This is a genomic window from Sphingobium abikonense NBRC 16140, assembly GCF_001598335.1.
In the GTDB taxonomy this organism is placed as follows: Bacteria; Pseudomonadota; Alphaproteobacteria; order Sphingomonadales; family Sphingomonadaceae; genus Sphingobium; species Sphingobium abikonense.
In genome coordinates, this window is the sequence record NZ_BCYT01000008.1 from 133,023 (window position 1) to 156,353 (window position 23,331).

The following is a 23,331-nucleotide window of genomic DNA, read 5'->3' on the forward strand; positions in this document are numbered from 1 at the left end:
GGAGTGAATATGCTGAATTTGAACAAGATCCGGCTCGCGCTGGCCGAGAGGCAAGCGCAGCTTGCCGCCCGCCGTCCGGTGGAAAATGGCTTCACGCTGGTCGAGTTGATGGTGGTTATCGTCATCATCGGACTGTTGGCAACCATCGTGGCAATCAACGTCATTCCCGCCACCGACACGGCGCGCATTGAGAAGGCCAAGGCGGATATCGCGACGATCGAGCAGGCGCTGGAGCAATATCGGCTCGACAATCTGACCTATCCGTCGGCATCGGATGGACTTCAGGCACTGATCAGTCCGCCCGCCTCTCTGGCGCAGCCGCAGCGCTATCGTCGCGGCGGCTATATCAAGAAGCTGCCCGATGACCCCTGGGGCCGCGCCTATGTCTATACCGTACCGGGTCGCCGGGGCGCGTTCGACATCAGTTCGCTGGGCGCCGACGGCCAGCCGGGCGGGGAACAGGAAAATGCGGACATCTATTCCAGCGAACTGTGAAGGGACATGCCGGGCGGAACGCGCTCCAAAGGCGCGTTCCGCCCAACAGGGCTTCACGTCATGTGAGCGTTCCGCCCAACAGGGCTTCACGCTGTTGGAACTGATGGTCGTGCTGACGATCATCGGCTTCATTTCAGCGGCCGTCGTACTGGCCATCCCCGATCCGCGCGGCCGCGTGGTCGAGGATGCCGATCGCTTTGCCGCGCGCGTCGCCGCTGCGCGCGACGAAGCGGTCGTGACCGCGCGTCCCATGGGCCTTTGGGTGTCCGCATCCGGCTATGGCTTCCAGCGTCGCGATGACGGCCAATGGACGCCGCTGGAGCAAAAGCCCTTCGTCACGACCAACTGGAAGCCGGGCACGCGCGCACAGGTCGGGCGAGATGGCCGCTTGCAGATCGGCTTCGACGGCACCGGACTGCCCACCGACGCCATGACTGTGACCCTGGCGCGCGAAGGCGAGCGCGTATCCGTCCGCATCGACATGGCGGGCAAGGTGGTGGTCGATGGCTGAGCGCGCGCGGCAAGGCGAAGGGGGCTTCACCCTGCTGGAAATGCTGGTGGCGCTGGCCGTATTCAGCCTGGCCGCGCTGGCGCTCGTGCGGTTGCAGGGCGTGACGCTACGCACGGCGGCGGACCTGGACAGCAAGGCGATGGGCCAGATCGTCGCGCGTAACCTGATGGTGGAGGTGCAGACCGATCCCGTGCCGCCCTCGATCGGGGAAGAATATGGCGAGGCGGTCAATGGTGGGCGCCGCTGGCGCTGGACCCGCGTGGTGAAACCGACAGACGATCGCCGCCTGCTTCAGGTCGACCTCACCGTCGATGGCCAGCCGGGCGCATCGCCGGTCGCGCTCAGCTTCGTGCGGGTGGTGGAATGAAGCACAGCAATATTTCTGGCCAGCAATCCGCCGAACACGGCTTCAACCTTTGTGAGCGTTCCGCCGAACACGGTTTCACGCTGATCGAACTGCTGGTCGCATTGATGATCTTCGCGATGCTGGCGAGCGCGGGCGTGCTGCTGCTGGGAAACAGCGTATCAGCACAGGCGCAGGTCAAGGCGCGGCTGGATGATATGGCCGCGGTGCAACGGGCTGGCGGCGCGCTGGCGAGCGACCTCGGCCAAGCCGTGCCGCGCATCACCCGGACGGAGGCAGGCACGCTGGCCCCGGCCTTTTGGGCGCATGACGATGGGGACGCGCAGCCGGTGCTGCAATTTGTGCGCGGCGGCTGGGACAATCTGGGCGATCTGCCGCGTCCATCGTTGCAGAAGGTTGAATATTGGGTCCGGCAGGGGCGGCTGGAGCGGCGCACCTATGCGCAGATCGATGGTGCGGCCGGCGATGATCCCGCCGCGTTGCTCGACAATGTCGAGACCGTCGTGCTGCGCTTTCGCGATGCGCAGGGGCAGTGGCAGGATGATTGGACACCAAGCCAGCCCGACCTGCTCCCCAAGGCCGTCGAAATGACGGTAACGCGTACTGGCGAGCCGCCTGTCACGATGCGCTTCCTGGTCGCGCCCGGGCCGGTCGAAAAGCTGGAAGGCGTGGAGGCGGCAGCCGATGCATGATCCCGGCAAGCAGAGCGAACGTGGCGCGGCGCTGCTGACGGTGTTGTTGCTGGTTGCGGTCATGGCGGTGGTCGCCTCCACCGCGCTGGAGCGCGTTGCGCTCGCCACCCGCATGACCGGCAATGGCGGCGCGGTCGATCAGGCGCGCGCCTTCGCCGACGCGGGCACGGACATGGCGCGATTGCGGATCAACGATCTGGTCCAGTCCAACCCCGCGAAAATCACGCTGGCGGGCGGATGGATGGGCACGCCGCAGACAATTCCCGTGCCCGGCGGTATCGCGACCGCGCAAGTGACCGATGGCGGCAATTGCTTCAACCTCAACAGCGTGGTGAGCGGGCAAAGCGACGCCGCGCTTAAGGTCCGTCGGGTCGGCGTCTCGCAGTTTCAGGCGCTGCTGGAGGCATTGGGCGTTGATGCGCGGCAGGCAGCGACGGCGGCGGCCGGCCTTGCTGACTGGATCGACAGCGATACCGTGCCGCAACCGGGGGGCGCGGAGGACGAGACCTATGCCGGCATGGCGCGGCCCTATCGCGCGGCCAACCGCATGATGATCGACCCCAGCGAACTGCGCGCCGTGGCGGGGGTGACGCCCGCGATCTATGATCTGGTGAAACCGTGGATTTGCGCCTTGCCTGTCACGGACCTGTCGCCGATCAACATCAATACGCTGCTGCCCGCGCAAGCGCCCCTTTTCGCGATGTTGCTTCCTGGGCAATTGAGCGTAGCGCAAGCGCGGCAATTGCTGGCGCAGCGACCGGCGGACGGCTACGGCAGCACGGTGCGCTTCTGGATGCTGCCCTCCCTTGCCGGCCTGTCGCCGGCGACCGAGGTTGCCGAGCAGGTGAAGTTGAAGACGGGGTTTTTTGGAGTGACGGTTTCGGTGGATGTCGGGGGAACGCAGGTGGTGGAGCGCGCGCTGATCGATGCGCGGGAAAGCCCGGCAAAACTGGTCCGGCGCGATTGGGGCGCGGGCGCGTGAGCAGTCGCGATGCCCTGATCCTGTTTCTGCCAGAAACCGCGGAACGGCCAGTGCGCTGGATGCGGGTGATAGATAGCGCGCTGGTCCAGTCGGGTGAGGGTGCCAACTGGCTTGCCGCTTGCGGGATAGCCGCCTTGCCAGATCAGGCACGCGTGCTGCTGGTTCCACCGGCCGCGCTGGTGACATTGCACTGGTTGGCCTATCCCGATCTTCCTGCGCGCCAAGGCCGGGCGGCCGCGCGCCTGGCGGTACTGGCAAGCGGTCTGGTCCCGGCCGACCAGCTGTTCGCCGCAACCGATGAAAATGACGATCCGTCCGTGCCGCATCTGATCGCCTTGGCCAGCCGAAGCGATATGCAGCATTGGCTGCTTTGGGCGCAGCATCACGGGCTCGACCCGGATTTGATCGTGCCCGCACCCTTGTTGATCGAAGCGCCCAAAAAGGGGTTCGGTCGCGCGATCATTGGCGGCGCGTCGGTTTTGCGGGCGCAGGACATGGCCATGCCCGAAGACATGGCGCTGCCCGAACTGATCGCCGATGCGCCCATCGTCGATGTCGCGCCGGGGGTGGTCGAGGGACGCGCCATCGCGGCGTTGGACACGCCGCCCCTCGACATGCGGCAGGGCGATTTCGCCAAACGCGTGCGTCCGTCCCTGGATCGTCGCGCGCTGCAACGAATAGCGCTGTGGAGCGGCATGATCCTGTTGCTGCTGCTGGCGACCTCGCTGATCGGGCTCGCGCGCCAGCATAGCGAGGCGAGCCGGCTGGATCGCGACAGCCTGGCGCTGGCGCAGCAGATTCTGCCCGACGCGTCGGATGCGGCGCAAGCGCAAATCGAACTGGAAGGCCGCTTGGCCGCCCGAGGTGCGGGCGGCCGCGCCTTCACCGCGCCAGTCGCTGCCTTGCTGTCGGCCATGCAGGACGCGCCTGGCGTCGCTCTGACGACCCTGTCGCGGGACGCCGACGGCATGGTGCGCGCCACATTGGCATCCGCCAAGGCCGAAGACATCAACATCGTGCTGCTCGCGCTTCAGGCGGCGGGCTTCACGATCACGGCCACGCCCTCCCAGGATCCGGGCGGTCGGACGCTGGCGGAAATCACGGTGCACGCATGATGGACAGGTTGGAAAGCTACTGGGCGGAGCGTTCGACCCGGGAACGCTGGCTGCTGGGGGTGATGTTCGCGCTGCTGGCGATCGTCATCCTCTGGTTTGGCGTTGCCCTGCCGCTAGACCGGGCCCAGCGCGACGCGCGCAACCGGCTGGTGGAGGCGACCGAGCGCAATGCCGCGGTCCGCGCCACCGTCGCCCAGCTGAAGACGTTGCCGCGCGCATCCGCCAATGCCGGATCCGCCGTGCCGCTCGACCAATTTGTCGGGCAAAGCGCCGGGGAGGCCGGCCTGACGCTGGAACGCGCGCAGGCGCAGGGGAATGACCGGATGGACATCGCCATAGCATCGGTGCGCCCGATCGCGCTATTTTCCTGGCTGTCGGGTCTGGAAGCGCAGGGCGTGCGGGTCGTCACCATGAATGCGCGGCCGTCGCCCACGGCCGGGAGCATTTCGGTACAGGCCGTGCTGGAACGGGGGGAAGGGCAATGATGGGCCTTACCCTCTCGCGCCGCATGCGCGTCATCCTCATTCTTGCGCTGCTGCTTGGGCTTTTGATTTTCCTGCCGATGCGGGTCGCGCTGGGACTGGCCGGGCTGGAGCGGCTGGGCGTGTCCGCCCGGGCAATAAGCGGGACGGTGTGGAGCGGACGGATCGACCAATTGATGCTCGGCAATATGCCGCTCGGGTCCGTCCGCGCCGGATTGTCGCCGATCAGCCTGTTCCTGGCCCGCGCACGGTTCGACATCGCCCGGCAGAAGGGGCTGCCCGACGATATCGCCGGGGCCATCACGGTGGGGTTCGGACGGATCGGCGTCGATGATGTGACCGGCGCCGTGCCGCTGGGACGGACGTTCGCGCCGCTGCCGGTCAGCAGCCTGATCTTGGAGGATGTCAGCGGCTATTTCTCCGGCGAACGATGTGGCCATGCCGAAGGTCGCGTGCGCGCGCGGCTGGCCGGGCAGTTTCCGGGCCTCAATTTGTCGCAAGGGCTGTCGGGTGTCGCGGCCTGTGACGGCGACGCGCTGCTCCTGCCTCTGGTGAGCCAGTCGGGGCTGGAGAAAATCACGCTGCGCCTGTGGCGATCGGGCCGCTATGTCGCCGACATGCGGATCGAAACGACGGACGCAACCTTGGCGACGACGTTGGGGCAAGCTGGCTTTGCCGCAGAGGGGAACGCCAGGACGTTGAAGGTCGAAGGCACATTGTGATTGATCCGCTGGCGGCGTTGATCGGCGCGCTGGCCGGCGCGATCCTTGGAAGTTTCCTTGCAACGGTGATAGTGCGCTGGCCGCTGGGCAGGGGGGTGTTGCGCGGCCGGTCCATGTGCGACAGCTGTGGCCGCACGCTCGGCCCTCGCGACCTCATCCCTCTGGTCAGTGCCCTGCTGAGCCGCGGACGCTGCCGGTCCTGTGGCAATCGCATCGATCCGCTCCATGGTCGGGTGGAAGCTGGCTGCGCGATCATCGGAGGCATGGCGCTGGGTTTCGCGCCGGGAATGGGTGGCGTTGCGTGGGCGTGTCTTGGCTGGATACTGCTGACACTGGCGATCTTGGACTGGCGTCATTTCTGGCTGCCCGATGCGCTCACCTTTCCGCTGGCGTTCCTGGGATTTGCGCTCGGCCCCTTCGCGACCAATGTCGGCTTGTTGGATAGAGGCATTGGCGCAGCGCTGGGCTATGCAGTGCTGTTGATCATCGCCCTGTCCTATCGCGCGATAAGGGGCAGGGATGGGCTGGGGCTGGGGGATGCCAAGCTGCTCGGCGCGCTGGGCGCGTGGTTCGGATGGCAGGCATTGCCGCTCATCCTGTTTTGTGCTGCCGGATCGGGGCTTTCGATCATGCTGCTGATGGGCAAGGCGAAATCTGCAACCGCACGCGCACCGCTCGGCACATTTCTGGCGATTGCGGCCTTGCCGGCCTGGATGCTGAAAACCTACCTGATGCCAGGATAGGACAGTGGGCCGACGAGACTGGCGGAGCGCTCATTTCAAGCGGAGGGGTAGGCCCGCGACGATGAGCGTCACTTCATCACAGGCGGCGGCAACCGCTTGATTGAGGTGTCCGGCGTCGTCGCGGAATTGCCTGGCGAGCGCATTGTCGGGAACGATGCCCCACCCCACTTCATTCGCGACCAGGATGATGGTGCCGTCAAAGCGGACGACGGCCTGCGTCAGGGTGGCCGTTTCCTCCTCGATCGGCTTGCCGGCCAGCAAGAGGTTGGACAGCCAGAGCGTCAGGCAATCGACGAGGACGATCTTGCCCTGACCCGAAAGCGCGTCGATCGCCGGTGCCAGGTCGAGCGGGGCTTCGATACAGTGCCAGCGCTCGTCCCGGTCCGCGCGATGGCAAGCGATCCGCGCGCGCATTTCGTCGTCGAATGGCTGGGCAGTGGCGATGAAGACCGGCGCGCCCTCCGCCGCTTCTGCGCGTTTCTGGGCGTAGCGACTCTTGCCCGAGCGCGCGCCACCCAGGCAGAGGAGACGATGGCTGGTCATAACGAACAGTCCTTGTTTGCGGTTAAGATGCCAAGATGGCCGCGGCGGTGATCACCCATAAAAGCATGCAGGCGGTGATATAGATACGGAGCGCACGATCGATATCCCGCCCGTCGGCCGATCGCCCTTCGGCGTTGATCCATGGTTTGTCGTACAACTCGCCATCATAGGCCACAGGCCCCGCCAGTCTTAGTCCCAATGCGCCCGCCATCGCTGCTTCGGGCCAACCGGCATTGGGCGATGCATGTTTGCCCGCATCCCGCCACAGGACGCGCCAGCCGCCTCCGCCGGCAAGGCAGAGCAGAAGAGCGGACAGGCGCGCCGGGATCAGATTGGCTACGTCATCGATTCGCGCGGCCGCCCAGCCGAACGCGCGCCAGCGTTCCTCGCGATGGCCGATCAGGCTGTCCGCCGTGTTGATCGCCTTATACGCCCAGACGCCGGGAAGCCCCAGGAGCAACAGCCAGAAAAGCGGCGCGACGACGCCGTCGCAGAAGCTTTCCGCCAAGCTCTCGATCGCCGCGCGCGAAATCCCGGCTTCGTCCAGCCTGTCGGTGTCGCGTCCGACGATCGCGCTCAAGGCCTCTCGCGCTTTTGGCACGGAGTTGGCGTGGAGGGCAGCGGTGACGGCGCGGACATGCTGGAACAGGCTGCGCTGGGCCAGAGCGGGCCATGCCAGGATGCCGAGGCCAATCCATGCCGCTTTGCCCGTCAGTTGTTCGACAATCAGCGTCAGTGCGACGGTAACGCCGATCACCGCACCGAGCAGCAGGATCAAGGTCGCAACACCCCATGCGCGGCGCGTGCCAAAAGCGAAGGACGGGAGGTTCCACCGTCTTTCGCACCCCTCGATGACATGGGCGAACAGACCGATCGGGTGGCCGACGCCGCGATAGAGGCGTTCCGGCCAGCCGAAACCTGCGTCGAGTATCAGGGCAATCATCGCCGCTGGCTCAACCATCACGCAAGGCTCGGTCCAGCCGGTCAAGGTCCGCCGCGACGCGCGGCAATCCGATACGCAGCCATTGCGGCTGATCGGTGAAGGGCCGCGTCAATATACCCTGCCGGGCGAGACGGTTGAACAGTGCACGGGCGTCTTCCGTTTCAATCAGGCGGAACAGCGGGCAGGCGCCGACCGCGCTATAGCCATGGTCGTTCAACAGCGCGTCAAGTCTGGCAGCGGCGCGGGGCAGTGCCAGCCGTGTCTGCGCAATCCACTGCTGGTCCTGATAAGCAGCGGCGCCGATCGCCAGCGCAGCGGAAGACAATGGCCAAGCGCCGAGCAGTCGGCGGAGCGGCTCGACCATCGTCCGGGGTCCCAGGACGAAACCCAGGCGAACGCCCGCCAGCCCGAAAAATTTTCCGAAGGACCGGAAGATGATGAGCCGCTCTGCATCGTCAACCGCGCTGGCTAGGCTGATGCGTGGATCGACGTCGGCAAAGGCTTCGTCCAGTAACAGCCAGCGGTGATCGGACCGCCCGTGCAGCAGCGGTTGCAGGTCTGTGCGGCTCATCGTCCGCCCGTCCGGGTTGTTGGGATTGGCCACTATCAGGGTAGCCGACGTTCCTGCGGCATCCTGCGCTGCTATCGGCATGCTGCCTGGGATCATCTCGGCATGTGTGCGATAGGCGGGCGTGACATGATAAGCCGGCCCGCCTAGCATCTGTCCGACCAGCCGCATCCCGATTTCCGTGCCCGGAACCGCGCAGATATGAGCAGGCTCGACGCCGAAATAGGCTGCGGCGGCCCGCTCCAATTCCTGCAGCGCCGATGCTTCGGGGAGGCGATGCCAGTCGAGAATCAGGCCGGCCGCGCCGGGCCACGGATCAGGATTGATCCCGGTCGACAGGTCGAGCCACGGCCCATTATCGCCAAATGCCTGCCTGGCCGCTTCCAAAGCGCCGCCATGCCAGACAAAGGGGCTAGTCATGCCAGGTCAGCCATGACGGACGCGGCCACCAGCAGGGTCGTTTCGGTGAGTTCAATGCCAGCGCCATGGCCATCGCCCGAGATGCCGCCGATGTGCCGCCTGATCCACCGTCCCCAAAGGAGTACCGCCAAGGGCAGGGATAGCAGCGAAGGCGACACCATCATGGCAGCCGCGATGAGCGCCAAAGCCCAGAGGATGAGGTCGACCGCGCGCACGGCATGACGAAAGCGTGATCCCAGCCCCTCATGAAGCGGCGGCAACCAGCGCGCCCAGCATAGGGGCGCGATGCGGGCGGCAAAGGGGATGGGGGCCAGGGCGATAAAGGCATTCACATCGATCAGATAGTGCAACAGAATGAGTTTCGCGATCAGTTGCATTGCGATTGCAACGATGGCGAAGCTGCCGGCATGCGGATCACGCAGCACGGCGACGAGCCTGTCCTTGCCTTTGTGCGCTGCGCCGGCGGCGTCGGCGATATCGCCCAGACCATCGAGATGCAGCGCGCCTGTGATCCAGGTCCAGGCCGCCAGCGCCGCCAGCGCGCCGATCCAACTGTCTATCTGCGCACCAGCCCAGGCCGCTGCCATCACCAGCACGCCGATGATGATGCCGGCGGCCGGGAACCACCGGATCGAGGTTGCAAAATCATCGGTATCGGCCGTTACGGTGGGCAGGGGCAGGCGGGTCAGAAATTGGAGCGCAAGAACAAAACGCTTCATCGCGCCAGCCCGACAATCTGCGCCGATGGCCGATCCCCCGGCCAGACCTGCAACGACAGCAAGGCGCCATAGGGGAGGTCGAACGACCAAAGCTGCGGCCAATCAAAACCGCACAGCAGGTGAAGAGTGGCCCGCATCGGCCCGCCATGAGTAAGCACCAGGGTAGAACGCGGCGTAAGCCCCGTAAGCGCGGCCGACACGCGATCGCGCAGATCGGACCAGCGCTCGCCGCCGGGGGGCGGATAAGCGTCCGGGTCGGCCCAGAATAAGCTGAGCGCCTGCGCATCCAGATCGGCAGCGGCGCGCCCGTCCCATTCCCCGAAATCCAGTTCGCACCAGCGCGGGTCCAGTGCCGGGGTCAGATCCTGCTCCGCACCAATGGCCGCGGCTGGCAAGCGACAGCGCATCCTATGGGATGCGATCAATTGATCGAGATGCAAACCGCGCGCCTGCCGCACGCAATGGTCGATACCCTCTTGCGTGGGTGCCATGTCCGTGCGGCCCAGCATCAGGCCGGGTATGACGGGTTCGCCATGGCGGAGCAAGTGCAGGCGATAGCTGGTCATTTCCCTTCCGAAACAGAGGCTTCGGCAAAGGTCGCCATCTCGGCATGGGCGGCGAGCGCAGACCGCACGATATTGGTTGCCACCGCGGCGCCACTGCCTTCGCCCAGACGCATGGTCAGCGACAGCAACGGATCGAGCCCCAGACGGTCGAGCAACCGCGTGTGGCCCGGTTCGGCTGAACAATGGCCCGCGATACAATGATCGGTGATCGCCGGATTGTCGCGCGCCAAGGGAGCCAGCGCCGCGCAGCAGATGAACCCGTCAAGCAGGACCGGCACGCGAAGCTGGCGCGCGCGCAGCATCGCCCCGGCCATGGCGGCGATTTCCCGGCCACCAACGTGGCGCAACGTTTCAAAGGCGGAACGCGGTGCCGCGCGATGGAGGGCGAGCGCGCGGTCGATGACGTCAATCTTGCGCTGCACGCCGGCGTCATCCACGCCGGTGCCTGGGCCGGTCCATGCCGCAGCGCCCTCCCCGAAACTACGGGCGCACAAAGCCGCCGCCGCCGTAGAATTGCCTATCCCCATTTCGCCGAGCACGATCATGTCGAGATCGGCGTCAACCTGTGCTGCACCGATGCTGAGCGCTGTCAGGCATTCGTCAGCGGACATGGCAGGTGCGATCGAGAAGTCCTGCGTCGGGCGATCAAGGTCGATGGGGACGACGCGAAGGTCAAGACCGGCCGCGCGGGTGAGGGCGTTGATGGCCGCGCCGCCGCGTTTGAAATTATCGACCATCTGCGCGGTGACGCTGGCGGGAAAGGCGCTGACGCCCTGCGCCGTGACGCCATGATTGCCGGCGAAGACGACCGCGCGCCCCTTGTCGATCCTGGGGCGGACCCGCTTCTGCCAGCCGGCGAAGAAGATCGCGATGTCCTCCAGCCTGCCCAGCGATCCGGCCGGCTTGGTCAGGTGCGCCTGTCGATCGCGCGCCGCCGCCTGTGCCTGCCGGTAGGGAACGGGCAGGTCGGCAAGAGCAGCCTCAAAGGCAGCAATGGTCGAAAAGCCGGTCATGTCGCGACATATCCTGCTGGAGGCACGCGGACCAGGAAATGGCCCTTCACACCCTGCGGCCAGAGGGCATAGGGCACCTGGCCTTCCGCACTGGCCGCATGATGCAGCGCATAATCCAGGATCGCGCGCGCTGCGTCCTCATCCGGGTCGAAGCGGCCCAGGACATAGCCGATCTTGGCCGGCGCCCGCAGGTGAACCGTGCATCCGTCGCCACAGGCGAACAGGCAGGGCATCGATTGAAGGGCGATGCCCTGATAGGCCGGATCGCTTGCCTGCACCCGTTCCAGCGCCGCCAGGAGCCGCGCGCCATCGCGCGGCTCCCTCGACGCCGGACCGTCGGGACGACGGCAACTGCTGCACGCCACCACGGACGGGCCGGGGTCGACCGGGGTCAGCATGTCAGAAACGACCCCTGATCCCGGCATAGATGCTGCGGCCCAGCGTGCCGTAGCGATAGGCAGTCATATATTGTTCGTCGAAGACATTTTCCGCCCGCGCGAACAGCCGAACGCTCTCGTTCAGCCGATATTCCGCCCGCAGGTCGACCAGCGTATAATCGTCAAGCCGCGTGGCGTTGGACGCATTATCATAGCTATTGCCTGCCCAGCGAACCGCTGATCCCAGGGTGAGGCCGAAGGCGAAATCATAGGAGACAGACGCATTGGCCATATGGCGCGGGCGGCGGGGCAGCCAGTTTCCTTCATTGGCGGTTCCGGCGGAGCGGTCCTTCGCCACGGTCCAGCTATAATTGCCGTCCAGCGTCCATCCGCCAAGGCGCAGCGCGGCGTCCGCTTCGATGCCGTGAGCCTCCGCGCGCGCGACGTTCAGATAATAGCCCCAGCGCGGCGTGTCGGTGCCCGGCACGACGCAAAGAGGATCGGTGCTGCCAAAGTCGCAGCCATTATAGATGATCTGCCCGGTCGTCGTCCGTTCGAAATAGGTCGCGCCAATCGTCAGGCTATCGCCGAAAAAGGCTTGCTGCACACCCGCTTCCCATCCATGGGCGCGTTCGGGGTCGAGGTTCACATTCCCATATTCGCTGAACAGCTGGTAGAGGGAAGGGGCCTTGAACCCTTCGCCATAGCTGGCGCGCAAGGTCGTTCCGCTGGGCAGGACCCAGATGCCGCCCGCCGAAAACAGCGTGCGCCCGCCATAGCGATTATGATCGTCATGCCGCACGCCGCCATTGATGGTGAGGCCATCGAGCGGCCGGACGGTCAGTTGGCCATAGACGCTGGTTATTTCCGCCTTGCCCCGGACAAAGTCGGGCAGGGGATCGGACAGCGATCCGGATGGCGAACGGCTTTTGAAGCGCGACCGCTCATTTTCAACGCCGAAGGTGGCGGAGATGCGATCGGACAGGTCGAAAATGCCCTGATATTCGAACCGGCGGTTCTTCCCGGCCGCTTCGAAGCTCAAAGGCTGTTCAAGTTCGGGGCTGTAGCTGTCGCGATCGGTGTCGGTATAGCTATAGGCGATGCGATTGCGCAATCGTCCGTCGAGCATCGCAAAGTTGAGGCCGGCATAGCCGACAAATTCGCGGTTATGGCTGTAATCAGACGCGTCGCCGCTAAACCCGTCAATTTCCACCCGGCCTGTCGAATAATAGCCCCGCAGGTCGATGCTGGCATTTGCACCGAGCGCCAGTTCCGCGCGTCCGGCGACATTGCGATTGGTATAGCCATCCCGCTCGCCACCGCCAAAGGCCGGCGCGATCGCTGAAATGCCGTCGGTTGTGAAGGACTGGCCGCCGATCCGCCAGCTCAGCGGCCCGGACACACCGCCCAGCGCGGCGCGGGCGCTGACGGTATCGCGCGATCCGGCTTCTATGTCGAAACTGCCTTCCAGTGGCGCCTGCGGGCTGGCGGTGACGATGTTGACCACGCCGCCGATCGCCTGGCTTCCCCAGAGCGTCGATTGGGGGCCACGCAGCACCTCAATTCGCTGCGCATCCCCGATGAGCAGATTGGCGAAATTATAGCCGCCGCCGGTCGAGGACGGATCGTTGAGCTTCACCCCGTCGATGACCACGACGGTCTGTTCGGATTCCGCACCGCGGATGCGCAGCGATGTGGCGGTGCCATAGCCGCCGTTGCGGGACAGGCTGATGCCCGGCGTGCGCAGCAGCAATTCGGCTGCGCCGATATCCTGCGCCCGGTCGATTGCGGCCTTGTCCAGAACCGTGATGGAGGCGGGCACTTGGTCCAGTGGCGTGGGCGCGCGGGTGGCGGTGACGACAATGCCGTCTGCATCGCTCATCTCGTCAGGCGACTGCGCCAATGCCGGGCAGGCAAGAGTGAACGCGATGACGGCGGTGGAAGTCTTGAGCAACAGGCTCTGCATGGTAACCCCTTTTGACACGAGCCACGCGCACGCGGGCCATGCCGTCCCCTTGTGAAAAGGACAAACGACATCGCCCGCGCAAAGCACGGCGCTTCCTGTCGTCATGCGGGTTTACCCCCGTCCGCCCGGCTCACCCTGTCCGCGCGAAAGACGACGGCGACGGGCAGGTCTCCTGGCTTGCGGGTCAGCGCCGGTCGGCCGCCTTCTCGGAAGCTGCGCTTCCAATGGCATATGGCCGATGACTCACCGCATACAGTTGCAGGGGCAGCCGGGTGTTATCCGTTCCCATTTTCATCCCCGTCACCGGGGAACCTGTCGCTGCGCGGCCGTTACATCGGAAGGTGGCAAGCCGTCAATCGTTTCGCGCGGGCAAAAATCATCGGCGACGGCGGCCCGTCGGAAGGATGCTGGGCCAATCTCCATCCATATCCACCCGCACGTCTATGCCATAGACCATGGCGAGATGATCCGGTGTCAGTACCTGTCGAGGACTGCCGTCAGCAATGAGGCGTCCCTCATCGATCAGGATCAGGCGATCACAATAGCGCGCCGCCATGGTGAGGTCATGCAGAACCGCGATGACCAGCGCCCCGTGACGGGCCTGATCGTGCAGCAGGTCCATGACGTCGATCTGATGTCCCGGATCGAGGCTGGCGAGCGGTTCGTCCGCGATGAGGGCGGGAGCTTCGACGGCGAGCGCGCGCGCGAGCAGGACGCGAGCGCGCTCACCCCCGGACAATTGCGTGGCAATGCGGTGGCGAAGGTCGATGACGTCCGCTCGCTCCATCGCCTTTTCGATCGCGGCGGCGTCGGTTTCGGCCAGGCGCGACATCGGGCCGAGATGGGGCAGCCGGCCGAGGCCCACAAGACGCTCGACGGTGAGGGGCCAGTGCAATGTCTGCCCCTGCGGCAGATACGCGATCTGTCTGGCAAGGTCCGCCCGCCGGAGTGCGCCGACAGGCTGCTCGTCGAGGGCAACCCTTCCCCGCGCAGGGACCAGCGCCATGATCGCGCGGGCGAGCGTGGATTTGCCCGCGCCATTGGGGCCGACAATGCCGACCAGTGTTCCTGCCGTCAGATTGGCATGAACGTCATGCAGGACCGTGCGGCGGCCAAGCGTAACGCAGACCCCTTCGAGCGTGAGCATCACCATAGCCGCCGCTCCCGCAAAAGATGGAGGAGAAAGATGGGAATACCAAGAAATGCCGTCACGACGCCCAGCTTCAATTCATTGGTGGTGGGGATCAGGCGCACGGCAATATCGGACAGGGTCAGCAGCGCCGCGCCCCCCAATGCGGCGGGCAGCAGGATGGCGGAGGGGCTGCGATCGGTCAGCGGACGTATGAGGTGAGGCACGATCAGACCGATAAAGCCGATGGTTCCGGACACGGCCACCGCCCCGCCGACGCCGATGGCCGTGCCCAGCATCAGCCGCAGGCGGGTGCGGCGAAGGTCCACGCCCAGCGCCATCGCGCCGTCCTCCCCCAGCGTCAGCGCATCGAGCGCGCGACCGTCCCAGATCAGCAGCAGCATGCCAAGGACAATGCAGGGCAGGGCGATCCAGAGATGATCGAACGACCGGTTCTCCAGACTGCCGAGCAACCAGGTCATGATCTCCATGGCAGCGAAGGGGTTGGGTGACAGGTTGAGCGCCAGGCTGATGCCGGCCTGCGCCAGCGTCGCGACGGCGATCCCTGCCAGGATAAGGGTCAATGAACTTTCCGATCGTCCGGCAAGGAAGAAGAGCAGGACCAGCGACAGGCAGGCGCTGCCAATCGCCATCGCCGGCAGCATCAGCGGATGGAGTTGCGCAAAGCCGAAATAGAGCGCGCCGACCGCGCCCAGCGCCGCTGCGCTCGACGTGCCCAGCACCGAAGGCTCGGCCAGCGGGTTGCGGAGATAGCCCTGGAGAGACGCGCCCGACAGCCCCAGCATTGCGCCCACTGCAAGACCCAGCAGTGTACGCGGAATGCGCAGATCGAACAGGATCGTGTGGGTGATGGCGTCGCCATGACCGGTCAGCGCCGCCACGATGCGGGCTAGGGGCAGGGCGACGGCGCCTAGTAACAGGGACCCGAATGCTGCGATCAGAGCCAGCGAAAACAGCCCGGCTAGCAGCAGAGTGCGACCGCGCCCATAAAGCCTCGTCATCGCCATTGGCTCGCCAGTGTCCAAGAGCTATGGGGCGTGGCATGACGCGCAAGGCCCTCATACCGATTTTCGCATCTTGCCTGATGGTCGCCGCCCTTGGCTCTGGCCTTTGGGCAAAGGACGCGCTTTCCGGCCGGTCGACGGGTTTCGCGCCCAGGCGGATCGTGTCGGTCAATCTGTGCGCGGATCAACTGGTGCTGGCGCTGGCGGATAGAAGCCAGATTGCCGGCCTCACCCGCAATGCGGCCGATCGCGAAATGTCTGCGGAGGCCGACCGGGCGCGGGGATTGCCTCTGCTCAGCAGTTCGGCCGAGCATATCCTCGGGATCGATCCCGACTTGGTCGTCGGGATGCCCGCCAGCCGCAGTGCAGCGCTCTCGGCGCTCAAGGGGCATCACAATCGGACGCTTGACCTTAAAAGCACGGACCGACTGGCCGATATTTACGACGCGATCAGAGAAGTCGGCAGGGCCGTTGGCCATCCAGAGCGTGGCCGGGCCATGATCGCGGCCATGGAGCGCAATCTTGTCGGCTTGCAGAAAAGCGGGCGAGGGCGGGTTGCCGCTTATTATCAGCGGCGCGGCTATATGACCGGCACCGGCACGCTGGTGGATGACCTGATGCAGCGCGTGGGCCTTACCAATCTGGCGGCAAAATTGGGGAAGCCGGCGCTGGCCCAGGTGAGCCTGGAGGAGATGGTGGCGGCGCGCCCGGATTTCCTGATCGTGGAAAGCGCGACGGATGCGGTCACGGACCAGGGGAGCGAAATGCTGCACCACCCCGCGCTGCGCAACATTCCGCGCATCAGCATTCCACAGGCCTGGACGGTGTGCGGCAGCGCTGCCTATGCCCGCGCCGCGCACAGTATGTCGGCGCAAATCGCCCGCTTCGACGCGCAACAACATTAAAATTCGATCCCCCGCTGCGCCTTCACATTCTGTTCGCGAAAGGGGTGTTTGACCTGCGTCATGTCAGTGACGAGGTCCGCCGCGTCGATCAGGGCCTGCGGCGCATTGCGACCGGTGATGATGACATGCGTCATGGCCGGCTTGTCCGCCAGCACGGCCAGAACCTCATCGACCGGCAGATAGTCGTAACGCAGCACGATGTTGAGTTCGTCGGCAACCACCATGTGATAGGAGGAATCAGCGATCATTCGCTTCACTTCGTCCCACGCCGCGCGCGCAACGGCGATGTCGCGGCTGCGGTCCTGCGTGTCCCACGTGAAGCCTTCGCCCATGGGCTTGAATTCGACGAGGTCGGGAAAGCGATCGAACGCCGCCTTTTCGCCGGTCTGCATCGCTCCCTTGACGAACTGGATGACGCCAACCTTCATGCCATGGCCGATGGCGCGGACCACCATGCCGAGCGCGGCCGACGTCTTGCCCTTGCCGGTGCCGGTATGGACGATGATCAGCCCTTTTTCGATCGTCTTCGACGCCACCTTCCTGTCCTGCGCGACCTTGAGCTTGCGCATCCGTTCCTGATGCTCGGCGTCGGTGCGCGGCTTCACTGGCCAAAGCCCGTGATGATGGCATAGTAGATGATGATTGACTTCACTTCCCTGACTCTCCGACGCGGGTGCAACGAAGGCTAAGGGTCTGCCGATCCGCGGCGTGCGATCGACCGGTGGGCGGGCCGGGCGTCTGCGTCCTGACACCGGTCGACCTGCCTGCCGTGGCGACCCCTGCCGCCTGGTCGTCGCTCGCCGGACATGCCGCGCCCCGGCCATCCCCTGGACCAAGGACAAGAGCGACCCACGCCGGCAGGTCTCCTGGCTCGCAGGTCGTCGCCCGCCGCACGCCTTCCCGGACAGTCATGCCCAGTGGCCGCTCCGGCTATCAAGGCCGGAACCCGTGCGACGCGCTCACCGCTTACAGTTGCAGGGACAGCCATGGCATTGGCCGCCCGAAGCGCAGCCGCACCATATTCCCTATTAAGCCCGATATGGGCACCAGCGCGATCTTTGACGGACATCTTTGCGAGTCCGCGATCGCGCCATAGCGCGGGCGGCGCAGCCTTGGCAATCGCAAGCCTGACTGCGCCGCGCCTCCCGCGATCAATCCTTGACGAAGCTGGTCGTCGTCATGTGATAGATGGTGGCAACCGGCGTGCCGCGCAGCGCCAGATTGCCGCTTTCTTCCTGCGTGGCGCTCAAAATATAGCGTCCCTTGGCAGAAATGGGCAGGGATACGCGACCCTGATCGTCCGTGACGAAATTCTTTGACCATTTGTCGGGAGAGATCGCCAGTATCTTAGCGGCCGGAACAGGCTTGCCATTCCGCATCAGCGTGAAGCTTTCCGCCCCTGCCGCCGTCGGCACGATTTCCAGCGGCAATATAGCCTTGGGCTCGGCGCGGCCTGCGCGGGCATAATAGATGACGCCCTGCTTCTTGCCATCCTCGCCCCAGGGGTCGAACACGCTGTCATCCGTGACCCGCACGTCACCCGCCGGCGCGGCGACTTCGATATAGCCCGTCTTGCGGACCCGAGCCGCGTCACTTGCCCCGACGAGCTTGGGGGCCTTGAGCTTCTCAAATTCCGGATCGCCGCCTTCGGGCAGGACTTCGCCCGGTTCGCCGAGGTAAATGCGCGCCGGTCCATTGCCATCGCGCTCGACCCAGATTTCATGGGCCTGCGCCGCCATGGGCAGGGTCATCAGCGCCAGAAGCGCGAGCGGCCATCTCTTCATTGTCTCTCTCCTCATCACTCGTCAGAAGCGGAAGCCGACCGTGCCCATCACGTTGCGCGGCGCGCCCATGAAGCAGTCGCCCCGCGCCAAGCAGGACGCATAATAGTGATTGTTGAGCAAATTTGTCGCGTTGATCGCAAAGCGCCAGCTGTTCCAATTGATTTCCGCTAGAGCGTCCACGGTCGTGCGCGACGGCGTTACGATGGTGTAGAGCGTGCCTGCGGGGATAGTGGGGTCAAGCCCGTAGGGATCGATCGCCCCGGTTGATTTGCTCTTGCCGCTATAGACCACGCCTGCGCCCAGGCGCAGTTGCGCCGATTCGGTCATGCCGAACGTCTTGGTCGACCAGACCGACGCCGTGTGCCGCGGCATGTAATTGAGGCTGCTATTCACTTCGGATTTCAGCTTGTTATAGCCATAGTTGACCACCAATTCGAAATCGCCCGGCAAGCGATGGCTCGCCTCGACCTCGATACCCTTGGTCGTCAGTTCGCCCGACTGCGTCGTCACATTGTTGGGAAGATAGAGTACGCGGTTGCGCTCCTTGATATGGAACGCCGTCACCGTCACCAACGTGGCGAGCTGCGGCTGCCATTTCACACCCGCTTCATATTGCGTGCCGGTCTGTGGGCGGAACCCTTCGCCATCACTGTTGACGCCGGCGATCGGCAGGAAGCTTTCCGTATAGCTGAAGAAAGGCGAGAAACCCGCGCCGATTTCCCCGATTATCCCCGCGCGAAAGGTCGTGGCATTGTCTTTCGTGCCCGCTGTGCTGGTGACATGGTCCCGCCGCGCGCCGAGCACAACGGATATGCGGTCAAAAAACCGGATCTGGTCTTGGACATATACGCCAAGCTGTTTCTGGGAATCGTAGCTGAACGGGCCGGTCGGGTCATAGGTCTGCAAGGCATCATAATCGATGTCGTAAAGATCGATGATCTCGGTGCCGCTGGCATAGCGCTTGCCGACCTTGTTCCAGCTGTAGTCGATACCTGCGAGCAGCACATGCTCGATCGCGGCGCCGGTGCTGAACTTGACCTGCAGATTATTGTCCGTTGAAAACACGTTCATCCGCGCGTCGCTGGCGTCGGCATAAAGACCGATGGTGCGACCATCCGTGCCGTACACCGCATAGGGATTGGTCGGGTTGGTGTAACTGTCGGCATAATGGGTGAAATATTCCAGGTCGCTGTCGATATAGCGCGCCTTGAGGCTCAACCGGATATTGTCCGAAAAATCATGAGTGATCGACCCGCCGCCTTGCAGCGAGCGTCCCGAATAGCGGTCCCACCCCGGCTTGCCGACAAAGGTGAAGCGGTCGAGCTTGCCGGAATAGGTGGGATTGGGGCGGAATGTCCCCACGATCGGCAGAAACTGCGACGTCGATCCGCTATCATCCTCCTGGTAAAGACCTGTCAGGACAATGTCGGTATCGGGCGTCGGCTGCCAGCGAATGGACGGCGCGAACATTACGCGATCGTCGGCCACATTATCGACAAATGTATCGGCGTCGCGAACCCTGGCTACGCCACGAACCGCAAGCGTATCGCTCAATGCCAGATTGACGTCCGCCATCGCTTCCTTGCGATCATAGCTGCCATAGACCAGGTTGACCTCGCCCCCGGTCTGGAATTGCGGGGTCTTGGACACGAGATTGACGAGGCCACCAATCGAGCCTTGGCCGAACAGCACCGACGCTGGACCGCGCACGATTTCGACGCGGGAGAAATTATAGGGGTCGGACGTAATGCTGGCGTAATAGCTGAAAATGTCCCGCATCCCGTCCCGAAACTGAAGCGCGCTGATGCCGCGGATCGTGAAGCCATCGACGCGCGTATCCCGACCATAGGGATTGGCCAGCACGCCAGCGGCATATTTGACGGTATCGCTGATGCTGACCGCACCCTGCGACAGATATTGATCTGCGTCGATGACGGTGATGGGCTGGGGCGTTTCAATGAGAGGCGTATCGGTTTTCGTGCCCGCATATTGGATGGCGGTCACGACAATCGAATCTCCGTAATCGGAACCGACATCTGAGGCTTGCGCATAGGCGGTCATCGGCCATGCTAGTGCGAAGGCCGACGCAGTATAAAGCGCGGAAGAGCGAACGAAATGCATGATATCCCCTTTGCCAAGGACGGCAGGCCTATAGCTATTGAGAGTATGTTGCAATAGCTATAACGAGGAGCGTTCGCTTCTGGCTGATGCTTATGGTTGCTGGCACAGGTGACGGTGGCCAGCAATAGCCCGCAAAGGAAGTTCGGCTGGCAGAAATGTGATCAGCCGCCCGCACATTGGTCAATCGCCGATGGAATTGCTTCTACCGGTGGTTGGTCGCACCATGCAAATATGGCGAGTGGGCGCGCCGTCGACTATCGGTTACTGCACCCGCGTCACCGTGAACCCGCGGTCCTTCAGCAGGTCGATCAGATTGTCCTTGCCCGTCAGATGCCCCGCGCCCACCGCGATGAAGGGGCGGCCGGTCATCGGCTCGATGGCTTTGACCCAGTCGCGGTTGCGTGCGGTCAGGATCGCTTCCTCGACGACCGGGTCGGGCTGCTCGCCAATCTGGTCCTCCTTCGCGATCGCTTCCATGTCGCCCTTCAGCCAGGCAGCCAGAATACGGTCGTAGAGCGCCTTCATGCCCTTGGCCTCGTGCACGGTCTGCACCAGCAATTTGGATTGCGCGTCCGGAGGCAATGTGTCGAAAGCCTGGAACTGGCGCTCGACGGTTTCCAGGCCGCCGATTGGCTTGCCAGCCTTTTTGAAGGCGGCGATCAGGACAGGTTCGACGCCATTGTCCTGACTGACGTGAAGCGCTTGCTGGCTGGCGGCAGACAGCAGCATCGCGGCGGCCCAGCTTTCATAGCCCGACAGGAGTTGGGAGGATGTGCCGCCATCGCTGATGGCTTTGAGCAGCGCAGGTCGTTCCTTGGCGGGGACGCGCTGTTCCAGCGGGGGCAGGTTCGGGCTGCGGCCCATATCCTCGAATATGCCGAGCGTCTTTTGCTCATCTTGCAGGTCGGCCGCTTCCAGCACCAGCCGGTCCGCCTTCGCCATGGCGTCGCGGATCGGCGGCGTGTCCCATGCCACGTCCTTTGGAAGAACGTGGATGGTGCCAAACAGCCAGCCTTTGAGCGCACCGCGCTCCACCTGCCACAAGGCCGGTCCGCCCTGCTCCTGCGCGGGGGGCGGCGGCGCCTTGTCGCAGGCGACAGCGAGCGTCAGCGAACAGAGCGCGAGGAAGCGGAGGAAAAGGCTGGTCATGTTCTCAATCCTTCACCCGGCTGACCGTGATGTCGAGCGCGCGCAGTTGCTCCTGCACGCTGCCCTTGCCGGCCAGATGACCAGCACCGACCGCGACGAAGACCGTGCCGGGGCGGTCGAGGCGCGCCTTGATCCAGCGCGCCCAATTGGCGTTGCGGTCGGTCAACAACACGCGCGCCAATTCCGGCGTGGCCTCCAGGGACTCATTCATCTCCCGCGCCAACTTGTCGGGCTGTCCGGCCTTCCAGTAGCGCAGCAGGGAATCGAAACTCTTGTCCAGATCCGGCAGGCCATCGACGGTAGCGTTGAGGAAGCTGACCTGCTGGTCCATCGGCAGGCCCGCGAAGAAGCCGATCTGCTGCTCGATGGTTTCGAGCGCATCCACGCGCTTGCCTGCGTCGGTGGCGGCCGCGCGCAAAATCTTTTCCGCGCCAAGGTCGGTGCGGAAGCCTGCGCGGGCCAGGGGTGCGACCGACAGGGCCATGCCGGGCATCCACGGATTGAAGATCTCGAAGCCCTGCCAGGGCATGCCATTGGCCTTCATCGCGGCCTGATAGGCGGCGCGCGCGGACGGTGACAGGCGATCGGACAGTTTCACCCCGTCCTTGGCCAGCGCCATGCCCGCCATGGTCGTGCCGAGCGCGCGGGGATCGTCCGGTTCGATAATCTCCAGCACCAATTCGTCCGATAAGTCGAAGGCGCGCTTCACCTTGCCATCAAACCAGCTGACGCCCGGCTTCATCACATGCACCGTTCCGAACAGATAGATGCTGGTGTCCGCATCGCTGACGCGCCAGAGGGCGGGGGTGGCCACATCATCGGAGCGGGCCTGCGCTTGTCCGCCGACCAGCAGCAAGGCAACGGCCGAGGCGCGCAGCAGGGTGGAGAAAATCGTCATGCGCCATCCATGCGCAGCACGGGCGCGCAGGGCAAGCGCCTTAACCCTGTTTGCCGCCGCTTCCCCTTGACCCTGTTCCTGCCATGCGCCAAGGCGCGAGGCCAAGTTTCGAGCGAAAAGGACCATCGGTGGCGACGACCAAGGCGCTTTCCTTTCAGGACCTGATCCTGACCCTCCATGCCTATTGGGGGAAGCAGGGCTGCGTCATCCTGCAGCCCTATGACATGGAAGTGGGGGCTGGCACATTCCACCCGGCCACCACGCTGCGCAGCCTGGGGCCGGACGCCTGGAACGCCGCCTATGTGCAGCCCAGCCGTCGCCCGACCGATGGCCGCTACGGGGAAAATCCCAACCGGCTCCAGCATTATTACCAATATCAGGTCATCATGAAGCCCAGCCCCGCGAATTTGCAGGAGCTGTATCTGGGAAGCCTGGTCGAAATCGGCATCGATCCGCTGGTCCACGACATACGCTTTGTCGAAGATGACTGGGAAAGCCCGACGCTGGGTGCCTGGGGTCTGGGCTGGGAAGTCTGGTGCGACGGCATGGAGGTGACGCAGTTCACCTATTTCCAGCAGATGGGCGGCTTCGACTGCAAGCCGGTCGCGGGGGAACTGACCTACGGGCTTGAACGGCTCGCCATGTATATTCAGGGGGTGGACAGCGTCTACGACCTCAAATTCAACGACGCCGGCGTCACCTATGGCGACGTGTTCCTCGAAAATGAGCGGCAGATGTCGAAATGGAATTTCGAGGTCGCGGACACGGACAAGCTGCTGCGCTGGTTCAAGGACTGCCGCGCGGAATATGACCAGTGCATCGACAGCGGCGTGCCGCTCGCAGCCTTTGAACAGGCGATCAAGGCCAGCCACACCTTCAACCTGTTGCAGGCGCGCGGCGTCATTTCGGTGCAGGAACGCGCGAGCTATATGGGGCAGGTGCGCGACATGGCGCGCGGCAGTTGCGAAGCCTGGATGAAGCATAATGGGTGGGCAGCGTGATGCGCCTGTTTATCATCCTCCCCTCGCAGGGGAGGTGGCATCGCAAGGCGATGACGGAGGGGTGTCACCCTCTCGATAGCGGGACACCCCCCCCCCCC

25 protein-coding genes, 1 pseudogene and 2 riboswitches are annotated in these 23,331 nt (G+C 64.5%); of the genes and pseudogenes, 11 read left to right on the forward strand and 15 right to left on the reverse strand.

The annotated features are described in order from the left end of the window. Positions 1-9: 9 nt before the first annotated feature. The 9 genes and pseudogenes from gspG to SAB01S_RS11365 all read left to right on the forward strand — a co-directional run bounded on the left by gspG (position 10) and on the right by SAB01S_RS11365 (position 6,106). The gene (gspG, locus tag SAB01S_RS11325) at positions 10-495 is read left to right on the forward strand and encodes a type II secretion system major pseudopilin GspG (RefSeq protein WP_062733103.1); all 486 of its coding nucleotides are present in this window, start codon (positions 10-12) and stop codon (positions 493-495) included. A 76-nt stretch (positions 496-571) separates the two neighbouring features. Further along, positions 572-1,006, forward strand: a pseudogene (gspH, locus tag SAB01S_RS11330) (type II secretion system minor pseudopilin GspH); the annotation flags it as partial. Continuing rightward, the gene (gene gspI, locus SAB01S_RS11335) at positions 999-1,373 is read left to right on the forward strand and encodes a type II secretion system minor pseudopilin GspI (RefSeq protein WP_062733104.1); all 375 of its coding nucleotides are present in this window, start codon (positions 999-1,001) and stop codon (positions 1,371-1,373) included. The pseudogene gspH and the gene gspI, both read left to right, overlap by 8 nt. Further along, complete coding sequence (gspJ, locus tag SAB01S_RS11340) at positions 1,370-2,062, forward strand: type II secretion system minor pseudopilin GspJ (protein ID WP_062733105.1); 693 nt, start codon at positions 1,370-1,372, stop codon at positions 2,060-2,062. The genes gspI and gspJ overlap by 4 nt, the downstream gene beginning before the upstream one ends. Further along, positions 2,055-3,044 (forward strand): type II secretion system minor pseudopilin GspK, encoded by a 990-nt coding sequence (gspK, locus tag SAB01S_RS11345; protein WP_062733106.1) that lies wholly within the window; start codon positions 2,055-2,057, stop codon positions 3,042-3,044. Before gspJ ends, gspK begins: the two co-directional genes overlap by 8 nt. Beyond that, positions 3,041-4,159 (forward strand): type II secretion system protein GspL, encoded by a 1,119-nt coding sequence (gene gspL, locus SAB01S_RS11350; protein WP_062733141.1) that lies wholly within the window; start codon positions 3,041-3,043, stop codon positions 4,157-4,159. The genes gspK and gspL overlap by 4 nt, the downstream gene beginning before the upstream one ends. Further along, on the forward strand, positions 4,156-4,644 hold the full coding sequence (locus tag SAB01S_RS11355) for a type II secretion system protein M (RefSeq protein WP_062733107.1): 489 nt from the start codon (positions 4,156-4,158) through the stop codon (positions 4,642-4,644). The genes gspL and SAB01S_RS11355 overlap by 4 nt, the downstream gene beginning before the upstream one ends. After that, complete coding sequence (gspN, locus tag SAB01S_RS11360) at positions 4,641-5,363, forward strand: type II secretion system protein N (protein WP_062733108.1); 723 nt, start codon at positions 4,641-4,643, stop codon at positions 5,361-5,363. Before SAB01S_RS11355 ends, gspN begins: the two co-directional genes overlap by 4 nt. Beyond that, positions 5,360-6,106 (forward strand): prepilin peptidase, encoded by a 747-nt coding sequence (locus SAB01S_RS11365; RefSeq protein ID WP_062733109.1) that lies wholly within the window; start codon positions 5,360-5,362, stop codon positions 6,104-6,106. The genes gspN and SAB01S_RS11365 overlap by 4 nt, the downstream gene beginning before the upstream one ends. Positions 6,107-6,136: 30 nt before the next feature. On the opposite strand, the gene cobU is transcribed toward SAB01S_RS11365, so the two are convergent. From cobU to SAB01S_RS11415, 10 genes are all read right to left on the reverse strand, one after another. Then, positions 6,137-6,649 carry a bifunctional adenosylcobinamide kinase/adenosylcobinamide-phosphate guanylyltransferase gene (gene cobU / locus SAB01S_RS11370; protein WP_062733110.1) on the reverse strand — a complete coding sequence of 171 codons (513 nt, stop codon included), beginning with the start codon at positions 6,647-6,649 and terminating at the stop codon, positions 6,137-6,139. A gap of 22 nt (positions 6,650-6,671) precedes the next feature. Further along, entirely contained in the window at positions 6,672-7,610 is a 939-nt protein-coding gene (cbiB, locus tag SAB01S_RS11375; RefSeq protein ID WP_062733111.1) for an adenosylcobinamide-phosphate synthase CbiB, read from the reverse strand. Then, positions 7,603-8,580, reverse strand: a complete 978-nt coding sequence (locus SAB01S_RS11380) for a threonine-phosphate decarboxylase (protein WP_062733112.1) — start codon at positions 8,578-8,580, stop codon at positions 7,603-7,605. Before SAB01S_RS11380 ends, cbiB begins: the two co-directional genes overlap by 8 nt. Continuing rightward, on the reverse strand, positions 8,577-9,299 hold the full coding sequence (cobS, locus tag SAB01S_RS11385) for an adenosylcobinamide-GDP ribazoletransferase (RefSeq protein WP_062733113.1): 723 nt from the start codon (positions 9,297-9,299) through the stop codon (positions 8,577-8,579). Before cobS ends, SAB01S_RS11380 begins: the two co-directional genes overlap by 4 nt. Further along, positions 9,296-9,865 carry a histidine phosphatase family protein gene (locus tag SAB01S_RS11390; RefSeq protein WP_062733114.1) on the reverse strand — a complete coding sequence of 190 codons (570 nt, stop codon included), beginning with the start codon at positions 9,863-9,865 and terminating at the stop codon, positions 9,296-9,298. The genes cobS and SAB01S_RS11390 overlap by 4 nt, the downstream gene beginning before the upstream one ends. After that, positions 9,862-10,878 carry a nicotinate-nucleotide--dimethylbenzimidazole phosphoribosyltransferase gene (gene cobT / locus SAB01S_RS11395; RefSeq protein ID WP_062733115.1) on the reverse strand — a complete coding sequence of 339 codons (1,017 nt, stop codon included), beginning with the start codon at positions 10,876-10,878 and terminating at the stop codon, positions 9,862-9,864. The genes SAB01S_RS11390 and cobT overlap by 4 nt, the downstream gene beginning before the upstream one ends. After that, positions 10,875-11,276, reverse strand: a complete 402-nt coding sequence (locus SAB01S_RS11400; protein ID WP_062733116.1) for a DUF1636 domain-containing protein — start codon at positions 11,274-11,276, stop codon at positions 10,875-10,877. Before SAB01S_RS11400 ends, cobT begins: the two co-directional genes overlap by 4 nt. A 1-nt stretch (position 11,277) precedes the next feature. After that, positions 11,278-13,239 carry a TonB-dependent receptor plug domain-containing protein gene (locus SAB01S_RS11405; RefSeq protein ID WP_083951307.1) on the reverse strand — a complete coding sequence of 654 codons (1,962 nt, stop codon included), beginning with the start codon at positions 13,237-13,239 and terminating at the stop codon, positions 11,278-11,280. 127 nt (positions 13,240-13,366) lie between these two features. After that, positions 13,367-13,552: riboswitch (cobalamin riboswitch) on the reverse strand. A gap of 45 nt (positions 13,553-13,597) precedes the next feature. Next, positions 13,598-14,374 (reverse strand): ABC transporter ATP-binding protein, encoded by a 777-nt coding sequence (locus tag SAB01S_RS11410; protein ID WP_062733117.1) that lies wholly within the window; start codon positions 14,372-14,374, stop codon positions 13,598-13,600. Then, positions 14,368-15,372 (reverse strand): FecCD family ABC transporter permease, encoded by a 1,005-nt coding sequence (locus tag SAB01S_RS11415; protein WP_062733144.1) that lies wholly within the window; start codon positions 15,370-15,372, stop codon positions 14,368-14,370. The genes SAB01S_RS11410 and SAB01S_RS11415 overlap by 7 nt, the downstream gene beginning before the upstream one ends. Positions 15,373-15,413: 41 nt before the next feature. Between SAB01S_RS11415 and SAB01S_RS11420 the strand changes: the two genes are divergently transcribed. Then, positions 15,414-16,280 carry an ABC transporter substrate-binding protein gene (locus SAB01S_RS11420; RefSeq protein WP_245646462.1) on the forward strand — a complete coding sequence of 289 codons (867 nt, stop codon included), beginning with the start codon at positions 15,414-15,416 and terminating at the stop codon, positions 16,278-16,280. Here the strand turns inward: SAB01S_RS11420 and cobO are convergent. From cobO to SAB01S_RS11445, 5 genes are all read right to left on the reverse strand, one after another. Next, on the reverse strand, positions 16,277-16,885 hold the full coding sequence (gene cobO / locus SAB01S_RS11425) for a cob(I)yrinic acid a,c-diamide adenosyltransferase (RefSeq protein ID WP_083951311.1): 609 nt from the start codon (positions 16,883-16,885) through the stop codon (positions 16,277-16,279). The two genes, SAB01S_RS11420 and cobO, sit on opposite strands and share 4 nt — an antisense overlap. 234 nt (positions 16,886-17,119) lie before the next feature. Beyond that, a riboswitch (cobalamin riboswitch) is annotated at positions 17,120-17,345 on the reverse strand. A gap of 86 nt (positions 17,346-17,431) precedes the next feature. Continuing rightward, positions 17,432-18,064, reverse strand: coding sequence for a nickel uptake transporter family protein (locus SAB01S_RS11430; RefSeq protein ID WP_062733119.1), 633 nt, complete (start codon positions 18,062-18,064; stop codon positions 17,432-17,434). A 21-nt stretch (positions 18,065-18,085) separates the two neighbouring features. Next, positions 18,086-20,185 carry a TonB-dependent siderophore receptor gene (locus SAB01S_RS11435; RefSeq protein WP_062733120.1) on the reverse strand — a complete coding sequence of 700 codons (2,100 nt, stop codon included), beginning with the start codon at positions 20,183-20,185 and terminating at the stop codon, positions 18,086-18,088. 261 nt (positions 20,186-20,446) lie between these two features. Further along, positions 20,447-21,334 (reverse strand): TraB/GumN family protein, encoded by an 888-nt coding sequence (locus SAB01S_RS11440; RefSeq protein ID WP_062733121.1) that lies wholly within the window; start codon positions 21,332-21,334, stop codon positions 20,447-20,449. Between the two features lie 4 nt (positions 21,335-21,338). Next, on the reverse strand, positions 21,339-22,232 hold the full coding sequence (locus SAB01S_RS11445; RefSeq protein WP_062733146.1) for a TraB/GumN family protein: 894 nt from the start codon (positions 22,230-22,232) through the stop codon (positions 21,339-21,341). Between the two features lie 128 nt (positions 22,233-22,360). Here SAB01S_RS11445 and SAB01S_RS11450 point away from each other — a divergent pair, with 128 nt between their 5' ends. After that, complete coding sequence (locus tag SAB01S_RS11450; protein WP_021225665.1) at positions 22,361-23,233, forward strand: glycine--tRNA ligase subunit alpha; 873 nt, start codon at positions 22,361-22,363, stop codon at positions 23,231-23,233. Positions 23,234-23,331: the final 98 nt, after the last annotated feature.